Here is a 17,783-nt window from a genome sequence, read left to right as displayed (position 1 = left end):
TCCTATTTCAGTAACGGATATTATAACATGGATAACTACCGGATTTCTACCGGTGCAGCCAAGTGTGCAGATGGTCTGCCATTTCTTTTTCCACCAGTCTGCGGACAGCACGCCGCTCGTTGAAAAGTTGATGACCCGCCTCATGGTAGAGGACGGCCTTCATGTTCGGACATTTTTCACGAAAGAATGCCGCATTCCGTTTCCAGTCCACCGTTGTATCTCTGGCTCCCTGCAGCATAAGGACGGGCAGTTCGACACTGCCGGAAGCCTGCATCTGTACCTGCCAGTGTTCCAGCGCCTGCATCCATCCTGCGTGCAGGTGCTGTACCTGCAGCGGATCCTGCTTGACGAACTGATTGTATGCTTTGTCTTCGGTATTGCGTTTGAACGGGCGCCGGCTGCTTTCACGGAAAGTTCTTGTACATTTCACGGCCCGGCGCACGATATTCCATTTGTACGGCTCAAACAGCGGGGCCCCCATCACGAGTGCCGGAATATCTGCAAAACCCGTCCCGGCAGCCTGAAACAGCACACCGGCTCCCGTACTGTGTCCTACGGCTGCATCGACTTTAGGCAGCGCCTGGCGTACGGTTCTGACAGCCGCGGCGTAACTGCCAAAAGCATCTATTTGTCCAGCAGTGCCACCGGATAAGCCATGCCCTGGAAGGTCCATGGCGTGGACGGAATACCCCTCCTGCAAAAGAAAGTTGATCGTGCGGCTCAGTCCTCCGCTGTGATCGAGGTACCCGTGCACGATCAGGATAGACGGAGCATCCTGAATGATGAAACTCTGGAGAAAAACGGGCACTTTATCTTCAAAGAGCCAGCCTGCCTTCACCTCATCACTTTTATCTGAACGGATACCATAGTAGTCCAGGTAAACCGCATAGGCATTTTTGTGCGTCCGGGGAAGATCCGGATACACGGATGCCACCTGCTGAAGATCACTGATAGATTTCATACGTCACAGGCACAGCGGCCGGATACATTATTCCCGGCTGCTGTACCTGCATTCCCCCCCTTCTATGTAGAGCGGTCCGCCCTCTGCAGGCGGACTTTCCTGTCTGCTCCTCCATTCCAATCCAGAACAAAAGCGCAAAGCGACTTTTGGTCGGAACGGCGTGAGCCGCAGGCTTGTTGAGGAAAGATAAGGGCATTTTTTCTTCCCGAGCCGCGCGCGGCGACATCTCCCTCGATGAGAACTTCTACCTTCTTGTCACAACGAAAAAGAGCCGATCATCACTGGATCTGTCATCGGCTCTTTCCGTTCGTATGCGCCTTGTGTTTACTCTGACAGTTTGTCCACGAGCGCACGACCATAGGCGGGCAGGTCAGGCGGTCTGCGGCTGGATACGAGATGACCGTCGACGACCACTTCTTCGTTATGCCACTCGGCACCGGCATTTATCATGTCATGCTTAATGCCGGGAGTGCTCGTAACTTCCATGCCTTTCAAAATATCAGCACTGATCAGCACCCATCCCGCATGGCAGATCTGCCCGATCATTCGTTTATTCTCATGCATATACGTGACCATGTCGAGCACCTGGTCATACCGCCGCAGCTTATCCGGAGCCCAGCCGCCGGGAACGAGGATACCGTCGTATTCCTGAATTTGAATCTGATCAAACGACAGATCACTCTCCACCGGTACACCGTTTTTCCCGATGTAGGTTTTCTCTGATTCTCTGCCTACGATATGCGTAATAGCTCCTTCTTCCCGCAGCCGGTAATGCGGGTAGATCAGCTCTGAATCTTCAAAATCGTGCTCGATGACGGTGAGTACTTTTTTATCTTTTAAACGCATTGCTGCATCACTCCTTTATCCTTTGTCTTTTCCCTGATACATAGAACCTTAATCCGCTTTTTGTTCCCACTCCTCGAAAAACCATTCCAGAAAAACGGTCATTCGATTTTCAAGAACAAGAGCCTCTCTTCTTCCTGAGGCGGTGGAGATCCCCTCTTTCAGCTTAAATAATTTCTCATAAAAGTGCTGAACCGCGGACCCGTCTCTCCGTTCATAGGCATGCTGATCGAGTTCTCTTTCAAGTGGATCTCCGGGACGGTGCATGCTGCTGTTGTGCGCACCGGCAAACATGAACGTCCTGGCTGTACCAACTGCACCGAGGGCATCCAGCCTGTCGGCATCGCGGACGATTTGTCCTTCTAATGTCTCCGGATCGCGGTTGAAGCCTCCTTTGTACGAGACCGTATCAATGATTTCCATGATGGCCTGTATGCTCTCTGTGCTCAGCTGCTCGGAACGAAGAAAGGAAACAACGTCTTCAGCACCTTCGCCTTTTGTATGATAAAACTTATCATCTGCTATATCGTGAAGCCAGGCTGCGAGCGCGCATATCCCGGCATCCGCTTCTTCTTCCCGGGCGAGCCGGACTGCACGTGATGCCACCCGCTTCGTATGATGGTAATCATGCCCCGTTGAGTCAGACTGAAAAAAATCCCACGCCCATGCTGCCGCCCGGTCGATCGTGTCGTTCATGACCAACCTCCTCTCTCCGTCCATATTATACGGAGGACAAGCAAATCCCGCAACGTGAAAGATGCCGAGCGTCCGACTCGAACGGAAGACTGCTTCTACTCGTGCGGAAGCCGCATCCTTGGATGGTTTTTTCTACAGTTTTCGGCGGCCTCTTGTGCACCGACGATGCCGGATGCAAAGCAAAGCCCCGTCAGAAGCCGGCTTCTGACGGGGCTGAGAACGTATAATGATGTGTGACGGCACGCAGCGAACGTGGCCGATGCATTTCCGGTATGGCGGCGGAACAATCGTTCCAGCGCCCACTCATCTTTTACTTGCTTGTACGGGGGATACCCTGCTCTTCACACTCATCACACTGCTGTACATACGATTCATGCATTTCATCTAGAACTCCACCACAGCGGTTGCACTGCTTCGGCGGCAGATTACGGAAAAATTCAACACTGGACATCATCATAGGAACAATCCCTCCAAATTTTTATTGTAACTGTATTGTATTATAACAGAAGGGATAAATCAACCCTATTTCAGTACAATTTTTAAATAAATATTGTCCTATCCCCTTTCTTAAGGCACAGCCACGAAGACTGTACTGGTACAGATTCTAGCTTTTTCGTTGAATCCATACGATTCAGCTGGAAAACAAAACAAAAACAGAGCAGCTGTTCCACTCTGTTTTTGCTCGTGTTTCTTTTTTATTTTTTGCCTGATCTTCTATTCGATGCCTCGTCATCGTTCTTTTGCAACGAGTCCGATACACGGACGCAGAAAGCTTTGACGCATATTCCCATCTGGTGATTGGAGAAGCGCTCCCTGCGTTTCAACCGCTGGACAAAGCTGTCATTACACCCCGGCCGCTTTCAGACCTGTCATTTTATCCAGCATGTCCACGAGCTCCGGCGCCTGCGGCTTACTAATCTGCGCATCTGCTCCAACACGCTCTCCTTTGTGATAAAGATCCCCTGTGATCAACGAGGAGAAGATGATCACCGGCACATCTTTCCACTCGGAGGACTCTTTGATTTTTTTCGTCAGATGATGCCCATCCATCCCCGGCATCTCAATATCTGTTATCACAACGTCAAATGCTTTCGCCCGTGCATCTGTCAGCTTCTCCCATGCTTCCCGTCCGTCACCGGTAAAGGTAAGAGACGTATAGCCTGATGCCTGAAGCGTATCATCGAGCAGCTGCCGGAGCATATTGGAGTCTTCTGCAATAAGCACGTGTCTGGATGCCCGTTCCGGACGCGATTCCTCTTCTCCACTTCCATCGAGACGAGAATCCGGGACTACATCATAGACGATTTTTTCATAATCGAGCAGCAGCACCATGTTGTCTTCCATTTTGACAACACCGATCGTCAAGTCTTTCAATCCTTGACTCATTTCATTCGGCTTCTCGATCTGTTCCCACGAAATGCGGTGGATTCTGGACACCTCATGGACTCTGAAAGCGACCTTCATCTGATTCAGCTCAGATACGATCAGCTTGTCCGTTTGAGCAGAACCCTCGTTCCTGTCAAACCCAATCGCCTCCGACAAATCGATGACGGGGATGATTTCTTCCCGCAGTCTGATGATGCCTTCCATATGGGGATGAGAATGAGGCATAATCGTGACATCAACCGGTTGTATAATTTCTCTTACTTTCATGACGTTTATGCCGAACGTCCCACGACCAATACCAAACATGATAACTTCCAGCTCGTTCGTTCCGCTCTCAAGCAGAATTCCATTGTTATTTTCCAACTGGCAGCGCCTCCTATACATAGTATCTCCTTCTACATTACCATGACTGAAGCCTCTCTTCCATCCTTTCTGCTGAAAATGGATATTCAATTGCAACGCCTGCTGATTCGTTCTATAATATAAAGTGACTCGTCAGTAGAATTGGAGGTTACAACCTATGTTGACTAAACTATTTCCTGTACCGCTTCTTGCCGCGATACTGGTTATGCTCCCTGCAGCTGCAGCAGCATCCGAAGATGGGGAAGGCGGCGGTGGTTTCACAGAAATCATCTTCATCATTCTGTCCTTCGGTGTATTGGCCATGTTCATTTTCTATATGGTCAGAGACCATGCCAAATAACAAAAAAACAGGTGCAGCTGTCTTTCATGAAAAGATGGCTGCACCTGTTTTTATTATGAGGCTTATCCGCGCCTGCGCTCAAAGGACGGTACCCCGCTGCCGCGGAGGATCGCCTGCAGGGAAAAAACGGGCACTCTAGGGACCCGCCGCTGCTCCCGGCCGGAACAGGGACGGTCCTGTTTTTTAACAAGGCTATGTTATCGTTCGCCGTTGATTTCATCCGCTTTCGGCAGACGCTTGCTCAGCGGCTTGTCCTCCACGATCCTTGGCGATGCGAAGAATCGTGGAGGACGGTGAGTATCTCTTAAGCGTCCTCGCCTATCGCTACTTTCATCAAATAACAATAACAAGCTTTAACAGAGACCCACTCATGCAACCTCGCTGCACCATGATAGATGAAAATAGACTCCTATGTTCTATTTTCAAGGTAGCTTTAAACAAAGGCGCTCTTTCTGCATATACTGCCGGCGTCAGTCCGCTTCAGGATCCCAATGTTCGATGATATCAATATTTTCGATAAAGACATCCTCTTCCGGCATATCGGTGTTGTTCGTCTCTACAGCGGCGAGTTCGTCGACCGTATCCATCCCTTCGTATACATGTCCGAATACCGTATGGTTAAAGTCGAGATGTGGAGTGCCTCCCAGCTCGAGATACTGCTCGACAGTCTCCTCAGGAAACCCACTGTCGGCAAACATGTCTTCGGATACAGCATCTGGTCCGGCGTGGACGATAAAGAATTGGCTGCTGTTCGCATCCGGTCCGCTGTTCGCCATCGACAGCGCTCCCCGGAAATGCGCCATCGATGCATCAAATTCATCTTCGAACGGACTGCCGAACGCGCTTTCTCCTCCCATACCACTGCCGTCAGGATCGCCTCCCTGAACCATGAAATTTTCAATGATCCGATGGAACAGAATATCATCATAGTAATCTTCCTCAGCCAGCGTCAGAAAGTTCTCCACGGCCAACGGCGCATACTCCGGGAAAAACATGATGTGGATGTCACCCATGTTCGTCTCCATCACTACGCGCGGCTGTTCTTCAGGATCCGCTTCAAGCTGTGGGAACGAAGACACGTCCATATCCGGTTCTTCATCCAGCTCCCCCATGTTGTCTTCCTGTTCATTTTCATACGTATTTTCCTCATCATTCACGGGATCATTGTTGTCTTCCGCGTTCTGATCCGCTTCCTCTGATGCGGCGTTGTCCGCATGGTTATTCGCAGCATCGTTATTCGTATTCTCGTCCGTTCCGTCTGCGCATCCTGCAGCAGCCAGCACGGTTAAACCTAAACCAGCAAGTAGTTTTTTCAACTTCCTCTCCCCTTTCCTACGCTATTGTAATCCAGCTATGGATGGATTACAAGAAGCGGAGGACGACCGATCAGGAAAGTTTTAGAAGCGGGTAACCTTCAGAAACAAAAAGCGACTAAACATATCAGAGGAAGCTTCCGATCTACTCATCAGAGAAGTTTTTCTCCTTCACCTGCTCATATGCATTGGACAAAATCCCTTGAATGGCGCGGCCTCTGTTCTTTTTACGCCTGCGGTATTCTTCATACAGCGCTTCTCCTTCATAGCCTTCATCAAGAAGGTTACGCAGGAGCATATCGGATAAATCATCTTTTTTCGCGACAATGTCCCCCTGCATGTGCACAACAATATGCTCGTGAAGCTGGTGCACATCACTGACGCGGCATACCAGCGTCGCTGGATCATTCGTGCGGTTAGTGATCGTTACTTCTGCCATAAACGTCTGGTTTTCCTGAAGGTAGTCCCGAAAAAAAGAATCCCACTCCTGATCCAGTACCGCTTCGAGCAGCCAGCTTTTTTCAGCCTCTTCTTTATTGATGATCAGCCCTTCTACCAGCGGCACTTCCCGGCCCTTGATCATTTCGTGTTCTTCCGGGGGTTCATCAAAGAGGATGTTGATGGAGCATAAACGAAAAGTTTTCATGTTTCTCACCTCAGAATGCGGATTTTGGTTTATTATAGCATGATTCATCCGTCCCCGCCGGACGGTTTTAAGGAGGATTTCATATGAACACCTACACTGCGGTCGTCTCCATACACCCAGAAAAGCATCTAGCTGAGGCTGCTTTTTATCTCCATTCATCCCTGACACCCGGGAGCATCAGGCTCACGCCGGCATCAATCGAACATCTATGTACGCAGTATCAGCAGATCGTCCTGCTGATGCCTGCGACAACCAACGATGCATTCCAGCAGGGATCTCAGAACAGCCGTGAGGCATTCCTGCTCGAACTTTTTCAGCAGTTTGCCGATATCCACCGGACGACGCTTAAAATCTCCAAAGACAGAAATGCCCCCAGCGTTGCGGCTGATGGCTGTGTCACTTCCGTTCAGACTTGGTATGAAAAACACGGGGCGGATGTGAACACGATCGCAGAGAGCTATTTCTGGTTTCTCCCTGCCTGGACGAAAAAATGGGTCCGGGTGAAAAGAGACATGAATCAGATGACAATCTCTGCCGCCGGGCTTCCCTTATTACAGCTGCAGAAAGAAAAAAAGCAGCTGCCGACAACCATCAGCAGCTGGAAAATAACCGGAGGGCTTTTAACATCCAAACGTAAGCCCGCCGTCGGGCGGTTATGGTTCATGAAATCAAAGCTTCGTTCCGGCTTGTGCTATGCTGCGCTGACCCATTACGAGCCGTCTGTGCCGGCCGTTTTTTATAAATGGACGCAGGCACCGCTCCACAAACTGGTGATGCACCAGTTCGCGCTTTACCGGTACCGGCTCAGCCGTCGATCCCGTCAATCGTAGCAGTGGCTGCACCGCTGTCGGGAAGGGTGAGCTGATCAAGTGGAAAAGCCAGGTCGTTCAGTTGATCCGGGCTGATCAGCCAGACAGCCGCGGAACCAGGGACTGCTGCGTAGAGCGGGAAAGGCTCTTCTTTCATCCGAAGCGAAGAAGCGTCACGCAGCAGAGGCCTGTCAGCCGTATCGGGAAGCACATCAAGGGCTGCTGCCCAAATATAATCGCTTCCGGCCGCCTGTGCCGGAGGTTCCCGCTTCAGACGCTGATAGAGAACCTCAACGGACTGCTGTTCCCCGAGTCCGAACAAGGTTAGCTGCTTCGTCTGCAGTGAAAGCAGCATCAGCATCACGGCTCCCGCCCACGCGGTTAATGTAATCCCGGGAGCAGCATAAAGCGCTGAAGCTCCTGAAATGCCGAGCAGAACCGCAAACAAAATCAGCGATGCTCTCGTCTTTTTCGTATCGACGGAGAGACCATAGCGTTTCATATCAGAAAGAAGCGTGCCTCGCCATTCTTCCAGTCTTTCCGTAAAGGCGCCCTGAAGAGCGGGATCCTCTGTATACCTGTATAAATCGGCCGGGGTAAACACCCCGCCGCTCCCCACTTCGTAAAAAAACCATTCCGCAAGAAAACGTTCATGTTTATCATACGTTTCATCGATACTTTCCAGGATAAATCTGGCGTCACGATGTTCCGTGTCCACACGGACAGCGCCTTTATCTACGAGGGTCAAAAGAGATGCAGTAAGCTGGGGCGTATACACCTGCTGCCGGATGAGAAACGAGCCGACGGCCGGGGGATAACCACGGTCACCGAGCCTCGGCCGGGTGGAACGCGAAGACTGCAGCTGCCGCAGCCAGACGGCGCAGCCGGAAACAAACAATAAGAGCGAGAGAATGAAAATAACGTTCATGTTACCCCTCTCCTTTGATATAGATAATACAGCAGGAGCATCATGAGAAACACCCCGAACGCTGCGCTGAAGATCAGCAGCTCCTGGATCGAGCTGCTCCAAACAGGAGACACGAGCAGTGCCAGAACGAAAATCATCGACATGTTTCCAAGAATCGTCCCGGCCGTGTAGATACGTACCGTCATAGGAGACAGAGCAGCACCGATCGAGATAAGGTTGCTCGGCATAACCGGAATGCTCCGCAGCACAATCATGGACAAGACGCCGTGCGCGCTCATTGTTTCAGCTGCTCGCTTCCAGCGACCTTCCTGCTTTTCCCAGAATTGAAGCGCCCAGTTTTCCAGCCAGGAACGACCGAGGAAAAAGCAGACCATGGATCCTGCCGCAGTGCCCGCCCAGCTGTAGAGAAAGCCTTCAATCGGACCAAATGCAATAAAATGAAACAGGATCACGATAATCACCGGGAACACCGTAAAGATATTCTGCGCGATCAGCAGTGGAATCGTTAAAAACAGAAGGACGTATCCATAGGATGGAAGCAGTTCTTCCAGAAGGTACGACACGTTTTCACTTCTGAGTTCCGAAATCACATCCCACTGCGTAAGCAGGAATATGCCGAGTGCCAGGGCACAAAGCGTGCTGATGCTTCTCTTCATAGCATATCCACCACCGTATTTTCTATAGTATAACGCGCCTTCAGCTGTTTGAAAACGAATCCGGGCTGCGACGCATGTAATACCGTCTGTACAGAAGAGCCCCGGTGAAGCCGACAAGAGAGATGAGGAACATCACCTGATAAAGCAGGTGAACACTGCCGGCGTCAATAATAACACCGCCGATACCGGAACCGATCACGCCGGAAAGCCCGAAAAAGACGGAGATGAACAATAGATGCCCGGTTGATTGAAACTCTTTCGGCACTAATCGTCCAATGAACTGGAAAGCTGTAAGGTAAAATACAGCAAAAGCAATGCCGTGAGTCGCCTGAACAGCCAAAATCATCGCCGGCGTTTCGGCAAGAGTAAACAAGCCCCAGCGCAGTACATAAACCGCGCCCGCTGCTGCAATCAGAGTCAGCGGATGAAAGCGGCTCATCCAGTAGGCACTGAGCGCAAACATAGCCGCCTCTGCTGTAACCCCGATAAACCAGGCCATGCCAATGACCGACTCGCTTCCACCGAGTTCTACAATGTAGAGTCCGATAAATGCATCGTTCATCCGATGAGTCAGACTGATCGACACGATGAAAGCCAGAAACAGCAGAAGCTGAGGATTCCGCAGCAGCTTCAGCGCACCGGAGAGGTGTACCGGTTTGGCTGAAGGACGACTATCCGGAGCAGTCATGGAAAAAAGGATCGCCGTCGTTAGAAATACGGCAAACACCGCAAAAATATGGCCGATGCCGATCCAGTCGAGTATGTAACCTCCGGCCAATGATGCACTGCCGAACCCGAGTGAGCCCCACATGCGGATGCTCCCGAATGAAACGCCGCGTTCCATTGCGATTTTCTGAGAGAGGCTGTCCCCAAGCCCTCCACCAGGTGATAAAAATCCAAAAAAGATAAACATGGTCAAGATCAAGAAAGCAAATTCTTCCATTTGAAAAAGGACAAAACCCGCGGCCAGAGCTCCGCTGAGACAGAGGACCAGGATTTTCTTGACTGTTTTCCATTTATCGCTGACAAATCCCCAAAAGGGCTGGGATAGTATGGAGGCAGCCGGTCCGACTGCCATCAGAATCCCGATTTCTGTCCCTGTTAAACCGAGCGACTGGAAATACACCGGAAGATAACTGATCATGATCGTCATCGAGGCGTGAAAGAAAAAGAGCGTCCCTTTTAAATTCCAGACCGAGCTTCCTTTCATTGTTACGTCCCTCCTCTGCACCGTACCGGTCAGCCTGCTGCCAAGGCCGCTTCAATGAACCGCTCTGTATGATACTTGGCGTCCGCTGCATGCAGCCGCCGGTTAAGGTTCATCGGCCATGGACCAGGCCTCTGCTTTTTCCGATAGAGAGGACCGTCCCGTAAAGGGAGACGGTCCTGAAAGCGGCAGTATGCCGGCATGTTGTATCCTGATGCACTCAAACTGCCGACCCCCTCCTGTTGAGCGGAGGTCCATATGGCACGGCACTACTGCCAGTTCACATCGTACAGAAAGACAGGATCAATATCCATAAACAAATAACTGTCTTTTGTAATTGGATACGAATAGGTGCGGATCGATTCATTCGAAATGATGTCCCGGTATTTATCAGAGAGCAGGCCTTTTTCATTAAACTCCATCTGTATCACATGATCGAGAAAATAAATCCGCCAGCTCCAGTTCTTTCCTTCTGCATCTTCCTCCTGAATCCATTCATGATCCTTTTTCGTCCAGTTGGCTGAAATTTGGTATCCGTAGCTGTCACATATGTACAGCCGGAACGTCTCCCGGGTAAAGTATGAAGCAAGTTCTTGCAGAAACGGTTCGGTCTGGGAATGTTTCTTCCAGATTTTTTTGATACGGTCATCCATGCTGCTGAGGAAATCCGTCTGCTGTTTTAACCTTCGGTAATGCAGATCAATGAAGCCATGAATAGACTCTTTCATCCGCGTCTGAAGAATATCCGGTGAAGGCAGAACGTCTTTCGGATGTGCGAGATAATAACCTTGATAATAGCGTCCCCCGTATTTCCAGGCCAGCTGCAGCTGATGCTGGTCTTCAATCCCCTGGAAATGCAGTGATGCGCCGATTTTACGTGAAAAGAATGCCAGCGTATCAATAATCTCTGCGTAGCTCACGTAGGAGGTCGATGTTTTCAAATCGGAAATCCCGATTTTAATGATATTCGGTTCCAGCATCGAAAATTGGTCGAGATGCGTATCTGTCACTTTTACTCCGTCGAGGGAAGTCGTATAGCCGCTCGCTTTCATGTAAAGAAGGATGTGGGAAAGCTCCTCAAGATGATGCTCAAAGCCTTCTACTCTTACTTCCAGCACCATGTTCTCCTTTGGAAACCCATCGGCTTCAAACGAATCGAGCAGTGCAAATAACTCCTCCAATGCATCGAGTGGTCCGAGGACGGCAGGATGAATATTGAAAAACAGTTTCGGAACAACCTCGAGCTGCAGCGCATATGCTACCGCCTGTTTATACAGCAGTTGATCCACGTACCATTTTTCTTCATCTGTGACGTCTTCTGAATGAAAGAAGGGCCCCAGGGATACCGTTCCATCCGCTGTTTTCATTCTTCCAAGAATTTCGCATCCGGACATCCGGCACGTTTCCGCATCGATCACCGGCTGCAGGGCCACCTGCAGCTGATCTTCTGCATCAGCGGCATCCAGTAGATTCATTCTTTTCGGCAGAGTACGTTACTCGTTCAGACCTTTCGTCCGGGAGAACGTAATCTGCCTTCCCCCCTTTCGCTCCTTCGTCTTAAGCTTCAGGCTTTCTTCAGCCTGAAGTGTTTTGGATTATGTTCCACGTACATGTTCGAGATGCTTCAGAAGCTGTTCTGCACAGCGGTCCGGAAGCGGAGAATCCCCGATCCTCTCCCCTTTTCTTCCGAAGGAGTCATGATGGTAATCCGTCCCTCCGGTTACAAGCAGCGGCAGACCTTCGATCATAGAGGCATAGCGGACCTGGTCTTCGGTCGTGTGATCCCGGTGATACACTTCCATCCCATCGGCTCCTCCACGCTGCAGCCAGACGCGGATCTCCTCATCCAATCCGTAGTAGACCGGGTGGGCAATGACGGCGGCACCTCCAGCCTGACGAATGGTCCGAACAGCTTCATCCGGTGTCATTTCTTCCGCCTTTTTTTCGTAGCAGGGGCGTCCGCTGCCGACAAAACGATCGAATGCATCCGCCACATCCACCGCGTAACCTTTCTCAACAAGAACGGCAGCCAGGTGGGGGCGGGAATACGTGTCGCCGGTGACCTTTTTTTCGATATCTTCCATGGACACTTGCATGCCTGCCTCGCAGCAGGATGCCACCATTTTTTCCATCCGGCTGTAGCGGCGCTCCCTGTGAAACGCGAGTGTTTCCTGTAGACGCTGATCTGTGTAGTCTATCCCGTATCCGAGGATATCGACGCTGGTTCCATGCCAGTCGGTAGACAGCTCAATGCCGGGAATAAAGCGGATGCCCTGTTTTGCAGCCTCCTGCTCTGCGTCCGGCAGCCCCGCCGTGGAATCATGATCCGTCAGGGAGACAATCTGAACACCTGCCTGCGCCTGCTGCTGCATCAATGCTGCAGGTGTCAGCAGGCCGTCGGAGACAAGGGAATGCATGTGCAGATCCGGAGCAGCCATTAATGCTGCCACCAGTGTTCGAACGGCGTTACCGGCATTTGTCGTTTGTGCTCCGTTTTTCCATACCATGATTCGATCGTTTCTGCGGCCTTATCGGAAACAGCTTCTCCTTGAAGGTAGGCATCGATATCGTCATAACTCACACCGAGCGCTTCTTCATCCGTCAGCTGCGGACGGTCGCTTTCCAGGTCAGCCGTCGGTGCTTTTTCGGAAAAAAGCGACGGCGCACCAAGCTCATCGAGCAGCTGCTTCCCCTGTGTTTTTGTCAGCCCGAACAGCGGCGCAACATCGCATGCACCATCGCCGAACTTTGTGTAAAAGCCGGTGACTGCCTCCGCGGCGTGATCTGTGCCCGCCACGAGAAGCTTATGTTCTCCAGCAAAGTCATACTGCACTTTCATTCGTTCCCGTGCTTTCGTATTTCCTTTCACAAAGTCGGACAGCGACTCTCCAGAGGCCTGTTTGAACTGCTCTGCTGAAGCATCTACTGCGGGTTTTACATTAACGGTGAAGGTCCTGTCCGGCTTGATATAATCGATGGCTTTTGCTGCGTCATCTTCATCTGCCTGCTCTCCATACGGCAGGCGCAGTCCATAGAATACAAACGCCGCTCCTCGTTCTTCTTCGTTCAATTCGCTGACGGCCATCTGAATCAGCTTTCCGGCCAGCGTGGAGTCCTGCCCGCCGGAGATGCCGAGGACGTAGCCGGTCATCCCGGATTTTTTTAAATACGCTTTGAGGAAGTTGATTCGTTCTCTCATTTCTGCAGCCGGGTCAATAGACGATTTCACCTGAAGCGTCGTCATAATATCATTCTGCCTGCTGTGCATCATGGTCCTCATCCTTTCTTTGCGCCGATGCGCGCATGAAGTTTTTGAAGCTGTTCAAGACAGCCTTCCTGCTTTAATATCGAGTACTCCCATGAACCTATTAAATCAAAGTGGGGTGCATGACTATCTTCATGAATCCATTCCGGCCGGAGCCCGTATTCCTTCCCCCAGTCTTCCAGCCGCTCCCTGCTGCAGCATGCAGCTTTGGTGACGGTCGGATGTTCGGGAAAACGCTCGTCATACCAGAAGTGTGTTAAAAAGGCTATTTCCCCACTGGCAACCGCTTTCCGCCACGCTTGTACCTCTTCACGAGTAACGCCGAATGCCATAATGAAAGCAGCCTCCTGTTCTTGATGATCTGCTCTGCAGGATACCCTTCACTATATCATTCTCTCGTCAGCACTGCCAGCTGCAGCCATCTCATACACCCGGTGCCATTCGGGGAACGCTTTTTTCAGCGCTGCCGGGCGGAAGGACGTTTTGTTGACGAGCACATGCTCACTTCTGCCGCTGAACAATTCCTCTGCTGCTTCGTTTTGCATACTGTAGCCGTACACCACGCGGACGCCGGTATAATCTTCGACCCACGTCTCTACGGTCACCGTATCGCCGTAGCGGGCTGGCGCACGATAATCCGCCTGAATATTCGTCACCGGGGCCAGCATCCCCTGCTCTTCCATCTCGCGGTAAGGAATTCCCAGCTGCTTCATAAGGTCTGTGCGTCCGATTTCACACCATACGAGATAATTCGCATGGTAGACAACCCCCATCTGATCCGTTTCGGCATAGCGTACCTGGATAGTAGAATTAGTTTTCATCGTCGACTCCTTTCAGTCCAAAGTCTTCCGGCAGCAGGAGGTCCGATATGTCCCCCGACTCGATCAGCCGGTGGGCCTGCTCTTGAATGGCATCTTCCACCATATCTTTGACGGCTCTTGCATTCCCATTGACGGGAACCTCTCTGACATAATCGGTAATCGCCTGCGCGGCCTCACCAGAAAGTTCATAGCCATAGTTCGACACGTACAATCTTAGTATTTCGATGAGTTCGGATGGAGAATAATCCGGAAACTTCAGATGCTGCTTCACCCGGGAGCGGAGACCGGGATTACTGTCCAGCAGCCTCTCTACAGGCTCCTCGTAGCCGGCAAAAATGATAACCAGCTTGTCTTCATGCTTGGTCATCTCCTCAACAAGCGTATCAACTGCTTCCCTGCCGAAATCCTGATCCGCTCCCTGCATCAGACTATAGGCTTCATCAATGAACAGCACGCCTCCGAGAGCCTGTTTCACAAGCTGCCGGGTTTTAAGCGCCGTCTGACCGGTATAGCCTGCAACGAGATCGCTTCTTCCAGCGGTGATCACATGACCCCGTTTTAAAAGCCCGAGCTTGTGCAGCACTTCTGCGTATATTCCGGCAACCGTCGTTTTCCCCGTTCCCGGCGGTCCGGAAAAAACAGCGTGCAGCTGCACCGGCACTACCGGGCGGCCGGAAGCTCTTCGCTGCTGCTGTACCCGAACGAAGGAAGCCAGCCTGGCTACCTGACTTTTCACATTTTCCAGCCCGATCAACTGATGCAGCCGCTCTTCGGCATCATCACGATCCTGATCGTCTTCTTCGTGGAAAGCATCCGCTCCCAGCACCGTCATCTGCTCGGTGGAGAAATCATCTTTTTCCACCGCGGCAGCCCCCTGCCTGAAAACAGCTTCATCAATCAGCTGTCTGGCCGTTCTCGCATTGCCGAAGCTTTCATCCACCTGTGCTTTTTCCAGCCTACGACGTAACTCAGGATACGCTTCCCGGCTCAGCGTATAGTCACGGTCGAGCGCCGCCGCTTCTGCGATCTGCACCAGTTCCTCCATCGAATAATCTTCCAGATGTACAAAATTGGCTTCCGGAAAACGACTCCGCAGCCCCGGATTCTGCCGCAGAAGTTTCCGCATCTCGTCTGCATACCCTGCCAGTATGACCGCAAACGTGCCGGCTGTTTCCCCGCTTGTCATAGCTGCTACAAGCGTATCTACGACGATGCTGCCGTAATCCTGTCCACTTTCCGATCCTAAAAGCGCTGGTGCCTCATCGATAAAGAGCACGCCGCCGCGGGCTTCCTGCACGGCCGCACGAGTTTTCTCTTCCGTTTGTCCCATATAGGCCCCTACAAGCTTGGCCCGGTCTGCTTCCACAAAGATCCCATCCGGAAGGACTTCCAATTCTGCATAGATGGAACTCAACAGCGACGCAATGGTCGTTTTTCCCGTCCCCGGGTTTCCGGTGATGATCATATTAAGGCTTTGAATTCCCCCGGCTTCATAGCCCGCCTTCTTTCGCTCTTTTTCAAAAACGAGGTAGGAGCGGATGCGTTCAACGTTATCCTTGACCCGCTTCATGCCGATCAGCCTGTGCAGCCGCTGCATGGCTTCAGATGCAGGGGCTTCCTCTGTCAGAAGTGCTTCCCATGCAGTCGTTTCAGATGTGAGCTGAGCAAGTGCATGATCCAGCTCCTGCTTCTTTTCTTTGGAGCTGTAGATTCCGGTAATACTCTGTTCGTATCCTTCAGCGGCTTCGTATGCATTCGTGACTGCCTTTTCCACTTCTGGAAGCTGACGGACGAGTTTTTCCAGCACGGGCATCTCGGAATAAACGCAGACCGCCGACGCAGGCCCGGACCAGGTCTGCAGCTCCTGTACATGCGCTTCTGCTTTCAACAGCATGTTTTTCAATATCGTAATTTTACGCTTTTTTCCCTGACTATGGTCGGTCTCTCGTAATTTCGGGAAAGGTTCTTCCAGCCAGTAGCGGTTAAACACGGCATACATGATGCCGGATGCCATCCGGCAGGCTTCCGCGGATGGTTTCCGCTCTTCGACAGCAAGGCGGACATACTGCGCAGTCCGCTCATCCACTTCTCCCGTCCGCGCAAATCTCGCTTCTGCAGCTGCAGCGTGAATCGTGCCGTCCTCATCAGGTTCTTCCTGAATCATCCGTGCCAGCGCTGCTTCTCCAAGATCGCTGGAAATACGACCTTCTTCCCTGATTCTATTCTCTTCCGGCATCTTCGTCCCTCCTCAAGTGTCCGTTTTGTGTCATCAGATGATTGTGCTTCAGGCTGATGCTGCCAGTACGATATAATGTTTCTGAGAGGAGTCATGTCTATGGTACGCAGAATCTGTTTTATTATTAGTTCTATTTTGATCATTGCCCTGTTATGGCTTTACCACCCTGCGCTGCTCACTTGGGTGGAAACGAGCGGAAGAGAATCCGTTGTTCTGACAACGCTGATCGCTACCGTCATGTCACTGTTCCCGGTGATCCCATATCCGCTCGTCGGCGGGGTGATTGGTGCCGTCTTCGGTCCTGCCGGAGCTGTCATCATCTGGGCCGGCTCGAGTCTCGCCTCTATCATCTTCTTTTTGATGGTCCGCTACGGAGGAATGCATCGGTACGGTGAAAGGCTTCTCAGGAGTTATCCTGCTGTATCCAGATTGACGGTCCTTTTTGAGAGAAATGCTTTCATGTCTCTTACCGTGCTCCGAATGATTCCAGTGATTCCTTCAATTATTATTAACGCCTATGCTGCACTCAGCCGGGTGAAATTCGGCATTTATGCCTTATCCAGCTCGCTCGGCAAAATACCTTCCATGACGCTCTTTGCCCTGATCGGTCATACGATCATTCAAAATCCGCTGGAACTCGTCTATATGATAGCCATCTACGGCGTTTTTATCACTGTCGTCTACTTTATCTACAGACGGTGGCTGAAGAACGTGTCAGCCACGGCGCCGGTAGAAGAGGTAGATCCCGTAGCCGACAGCACCGCCGAGCGTATTTAAGAGCACATCATCTACGTTGGCAACGCGCTGCGTGAACAAAAACTGGTTGACTTCGATAAATGTCGACCAGAGAGAGGCAAGCAGGATGGTGAGGAGGAAACTGAACCGTCCTGCCTGCTGTCGAAAGCGCTCCATTAAGAGCGGCACAAAAAAACCGAAGGGAACAAAAAGCAGGATGTTGCCCCCGAGTATACGAAGCGGGTGCTCCCATCCTACAGAGTAGGTCATGATGTTGTATATACTCAACAGTGGTTCCAGGTTATAATTCCGTCCTCCCGGTGCAAGCGGACCATAAGAGGCGCCGTAGTTCCAGGCAAAAAACACGATGTAGCTGACCACACCCATATATACTGTAAATAATAGAAGCAGCAGCCACTTTTCTACTGCTGATCCAAACCACTGGATCCTTCCAGTGTCCTCATTTTTCCTCGACAACATGTGCACCTCTTTCATCTAAAAAACGCAGTGAATCTACCTTCCCTATTATCCTTAACCGGTGAGAATTTGACAAGCAGGAGGAACAGATACGATCAATT

The 17,783-nt window shown here is 51.3% G+C and carries 21 protein-coding genes; 3 read left to right on the top strand and 18 right to left on the bottom strand.

All coding sequences use genetic code 11. The features are described 5' to 3' along the window. Nucleotides 1-46: 46 nt before the first annotated feature. From G477_RS0101155 to G477_RS0101135, 5 genes are all read right to left on the bottom strand, one after another. Nucleotides 47-961, bottom strand: a complete 915-nt coding sequence (locus G477_RS0101155) for an alpha/beta hydrolase (RefSeq protein ID WP_084406074.1) — start codon at nt 959-961, stop codon at nt 47-49. A 324-nt stretch (nt 962-1,285) separates the two neighbouring features. After that, nucleotides 1,286-1,807: a type 1 glutamine amidotransferase domain-containing protein gene (locus tag G477_RS0101145; RefSeq protein ID WP_026696368.1), complete on the bottom strand. Its 522-nt coding sequence runs from the start codon at nt 1,805-1,807 to the stop codon at nt 1,286-1,288. Nucleotides 1,808-1,855: 48 nt separating this feature from the next. Then, nucleotides 1,856-2,500: an HD domain-containing protein gene (locus tag G477_RS0101140; protein WP_051287581.1), complete on the bottom strand. Its 645-nt coding sequence runs from the start codon at nt 2,498-2,500 to the stop codon at nt 1,856-1,858. A gap of 310 nt (nt 2,501-2,810) precedes the next feature. After that, entirely contained in the window at nt 2,811-2,957 is a 147-nt protein-coding gene (gene yhfH, locus G477_RS20835) for a protein YhfH (protein ID WP_084406073.1), read from the bottom strand. A 386-nt stretch (nt 2,958-3,343) separates the two neighbouring features. Then, entirely contained in the window at nt 3,344-4,249 is a 906-nt protein-coding gene (locus tag G477_RS0101135; RefSeq protein WP_026696366.1) for a chemotaxis protein CheV, read from the bottom strand. A 157-nt stretch (nt 4,250-4,406) separates the two neighbouring features. Between G477_RS0101135 and G477_RS0101130 the strand changes: the two genes are divergently transcribed. After that, nucleotides 4,407-4,589 (top strand): hypothetical protein, encoded by a 183-nt coding sequence (locus G477_RS0101130; RefSeq protein WP_026696365.1) that lies wholly within the window; start codon nt 4,407-4,409, stop codon nt 4,587-4,589. Nucleotides 4,590-5,059: 470 nt separating this feature from the next. Here the strand turns inward: G477_RS0101130 and G477_RS0101125 are convergent, their stop codons facing one another. Both G477_RS0101125 and G477_RS0101120 read right to left on the bottom strand, forming a co-directional pair. Next, nucleotides 5,060-5,905, bottom strand: coding sequence for a peptidylprolyl isomerase (locus tag G477_RS0101125; protein WP_245575319.1), 846 nt, complete (start codon nt 5,903-5,905; stop codon nt 5,060-5,062). A gap of 142 nt (nt 5,906-6,047) precedes the next feature. Further along, nucleotides 6,048-6,548 (bottom strand): YwpF-like family protein, encoded by a 501-nt coding sequence (locus G477_RS0101120; protein WP_026696363.1) that lies wholly within the window; start codon nt 6,546-6,548, stop codon nt 6,048-6,050. Nucleotides 6,549-6,631: 83 nt separating this feature from the next. On the opposite strand from G477_RS0101120, the gene G477_RS0101115 reads away from it, so the two are divergent. Beyond that, nucleotides 6,632-7,378: a hypothetical protein gene (locus G477_RS0101115; RefSeq protein WP_026696362.1), complete on the top strand. Its 747-nt coding sequence runs from the start codon at nt 6,632-6,634 to the stop codon at nt 7,376-7,378. On the opposite strand, the gene G477_RS0101110 is transcribed toward G477_RS0101115, so the two are convergent. The 10 genes from G477_RS0101110 to G477_RS18335 form a co-directional block, all read right to left on the bottom strand. Beyond that, a complete protein-coding gene (locus tag G477_RS0101110) occupies nt 7,353-8,285 on the bottom strand; it encodes a DUF2207 family protein (protein WP_026696361.1) in 933 nt (310 codons plus the stop codon). The genes G477_RS0101115 and G477_RS0101110 overlap by 26 nt on opposite strands. Beyond that, nucleotides 8,282-8,941 (bottom strand): TVP38/TMEM64 family protein, encoded by a 660-nt coding sequence (locus G477_RS0101105; RefSeq protein WP_026696360.1) that lies wholly within the window; start codon nt 8,939-8,941, stop codon nt 8,282-8,284. Before G477_RS0101105 ends, G477_RS0101110 begins: the two co-directional genes overlap by 4 nt. Before the next feature lie 40 nt (nt 8,942-8,981). Further along, nucleotides 8,982-10,151 (bottom strand): MFS transporter, encoded by a 1,170-nt coding sequence (locus G477_RS18340; protein ID WP_035210807.1) that lies wholly within the window; start codon nt 10,149-10,151, stop codon nt 8,982-8,984. 29 nt (nt 10,152-10,180) lie between these two features. Continuing rightward, nucleotides 10,181-10,372 (bottom strand): hypothetical protein, encoded by a 192-nt coding sequence (locus tag G477_RS21090; protein ID WP_156897247.1) that lies wholly within the window; start codon nt 10,370-10,372, stop codon nt 10,181-10,183. A gap of 45 nt (nt 10,373-10,417) precedes the next feature. After that, on the bottom strand, nt 10,418-11,623 hold the full coding sequence (locus tag G477_RS0101090; RefSeq protein WP_026696359.1) for an EAL-associated domain-containing protein: 1,206 nt from the start codon (nt 11,621-11,623) through the stop codon (nt 10,418-10,420). A gap of 120 nt (nt 11,624-11,743) precedes the next feature. After that, nucleotides 11,744-12,586 carry a PHP domain-containing protein gene (locus G477_RS0101085; RefSeq protein ID WP_035210804.1) on the bottom strand — a complete coding sequence of 281 codons (843 nt, stop codon included), beginning with the start codon at nt 12,584-12,586 and terminating at the stop codon, nt 11,744-11,746. Continuing rightward, entirely contained in the window at nt 12,586-13,416 is an 831-nt protein-coding gene (gene nadE, locus G477_RS0101080) for an ammonia-dependent NAD(+) synthetase (protein ID WP_026696357.1), read from the bottom strand. Before nadE ends, G477_RS0101085 begins: the two co-directional genes overlap by 1 nt. Before the next feature lie 8 nt (nt 13,417-13,424). Continuing rightward, nucleotides 13,425-13,745 carry a hypothetical protein gene (locus tag G477_RS0101075; protein ID WP_026696356.1) on the bottom strand — a complete coding sequence of 107 codons (321 nt, stop codon included), beginning with the start codon at nt 13,743-13,745 and terminating at the stop codon, nt 13,425-13,427. A gap of 51 nt (nt 13,746-13,796) precedes the next feature. Next, nucleotides 13,797-14,234: an acyl-CoA thioesterase gene (locus tag G477_RS0101070; protein ID WP_026696355.1), complete on the bottom strand. Its 438-nt coding sequence runs from the start codon at nt 14,232-14,234 to the stop codon at nt 13,797-13,799. Then, entirely contained in the window at nt 14,224-16,470 is a 2,247-nt protein-coding gene (locus G477_RS18335; protein WP_051287580.1) for an AAA family ATPase, read from the bottom strand. Before G477_RS18335 ends, G477_RS0101070 begins: the two co-directional genes overlap by 11 nt. 99 nt (nt 16,471-16,569) lie before the next feature. On the opposite strand from G477_RS18335, the gene G477_RS18330 reads away from it, so the two are divergent. After that, nucleotides 16,570-17,247 (top strand): TVP38/TMEM64 family protein, encoded by a 678-nt coding sequence (locus G477_RS18330; protein ID WP_051287579.1) that lies wholly within the window; start codon nt 16,570-16,572, stop codon nt 17,245-17,247. Here G477_RS18330 and G477_RS0101055 read toward each other — a convergent pair. Beyond that, the gene (locus G477_RS0101055) at nt 17,185-17,685 is read right to left on the bottom strand and encodes a VanZ family protein (RefSeq protein ID WP_051287578.1); all 501 of its coding nucleotides are present in this window, start codon (nt 17,683-17,685) and stop codon (nt 17,185-17,187) included. The genes G477_RS18330 and G477_RS0101055 overlap by 63 nt on opposite strands. Nucleotides 17,686-17,783 lie beyond the last annotated feature (98 nt).

Origin of the sequence: Alkalicoccus chagannorensis DSM 18086 (assembly GCF_000429725.1) — a bacterium.
Taxonomy (GTDB): Bacteria; Bacillota; Bacilli; order Bacillales; family Salisediminibacteriaceae; genus Alkalicoccus; species Alkalicoccus chagannorensis.
The sequence above is the reverse complement of the archived record's forward strand: the minus strand, read 5'-3'. Positions and strand labels throughout refer to the sequence as shown.

Bases quoted from the DNA above. Each gene is read 5' to 3' on its own strand.
- G477_RS0101105 (WP_026696360.1), bottom strand. From the start codon at position 8,941: ATGAAGAGAAGCATCAGCACGCTTTGTGCCCTGGCACTCGGCATATTC.
- G477_RS0101130 (WP_026696365.1), top strand. From the start codon at position 4,407: ATGTTGACTAAACTATTTCCTGTACCGCTTCTTGCCGCGATACTGGTT.
- G477_RS18335 (WP_051287580.1), bottom strand. From the start codon at position 16,470: ATGCCGGAAGAGAATAGAATCAGGGAAGAAGGTCGTATTTCCAGCGAT.
- G477_RS0101145 (WP_026696368.1), bottom strand. From the start codon at position 1,807: ATGCGTTTAAAAGATAAAAAAGTACTCACCGTCATCGAGCACGATTTT.
- G477_RS0101120 (WP_026696363.1), bottom strand. From the start codon at position 6,548: ATGAAAACTTTTCGTTTATGCTCCATCAACATCCTCTTTGATGAACCC.
- G477_RS0101110 (WP_026696361.1), bottom strand. From the start codon at position 8,285: ATGAACGTTATTTTCATTCTCTCGCTCTTATTGTTTGTTTCCGGCTGC.
- nadE (WP_026696357.1), bottom strand. From the start codon at position 13,416: ATGCACAGCAGGCAGAATGATATTATGACGACGCTTCAGGTGAAATCG.
- G477_RS0101115 (WP_026696362.1), top strand. From the start codon at position 6,632: ATGAACACCTACACTGCGGTCGTCTCCATACACCCAGAAAAGCATCTA.
- G477_RS0101140 (WP_051287581.1), bottom strand. From the start codon at position 2,500: ATGAACGACACGATCGACCGGGCGGCAGCATGGGCGTGGGATTTTTTT.
- G477_RS0101155 (WP_084406074.1), bottom strand. From the start codon at position 961: ATGAAATCTATCAGTGATCTTCAGCAGGTGGCATCCGTGTATCCGGAT.
- yhfH (WP_084406073.1), bottom strand. From the start codon at position 2,957: ATGATGATGTCCAGTGTTGAATTTTTCCGTAATCTGCCGCCGAAGCAG.
- G477_RS18330 (WP_051287579.1), top strand. From the start codon at position 16,570: ATGGTACGCAGAATCTGTTTTATTATTAGTTCTATTTTGATCATTGCC.
- G477_RS0101070 (WP_026696355.1), bottom strand. From the start codon at position 14,234: ATGAAAACTAATTCTACTATCCAGGTACGCTATGCCGAAACGGATCAG.
- G477_RS0101075 (WP_026696356.1), bottom strand. From the start codon at position 13,745: ATGGCATTCGGCGTTACTCGTGAAGAGGTACAAGCGTGGCGGAAAGCG.
- G477_RS0101085 (WP_035210804.1), bottom strand. From the start codon at position 12,586: ATGGCTGCTCCGGATCTGCACATGCATTCCCTTGTCTCCGACGGCCTG.
- G477_RS0101055 (WP_051287578.1), bottom strand. From the start codon at position 17,685: ATGTTGTCGAGGAAAAATGAGGACACTGGAAGGATCCAGTGGTTTGGA.
- G477_RS18340 (WP_035210807.1), bottom strand. From the start codon at position 10,151: ATGAAAGGAAGCTCGGTCTGGAATTTAAAAGGGACGCTCTTTTTCTTT.
- G477_RS0101090 (WP_026696359.1), bottom strand. From the start codon at position 11,623: ATGAATCTACTGGATGCCGCTGATGCAGAAGATCAGCTGCAGGTGGCC.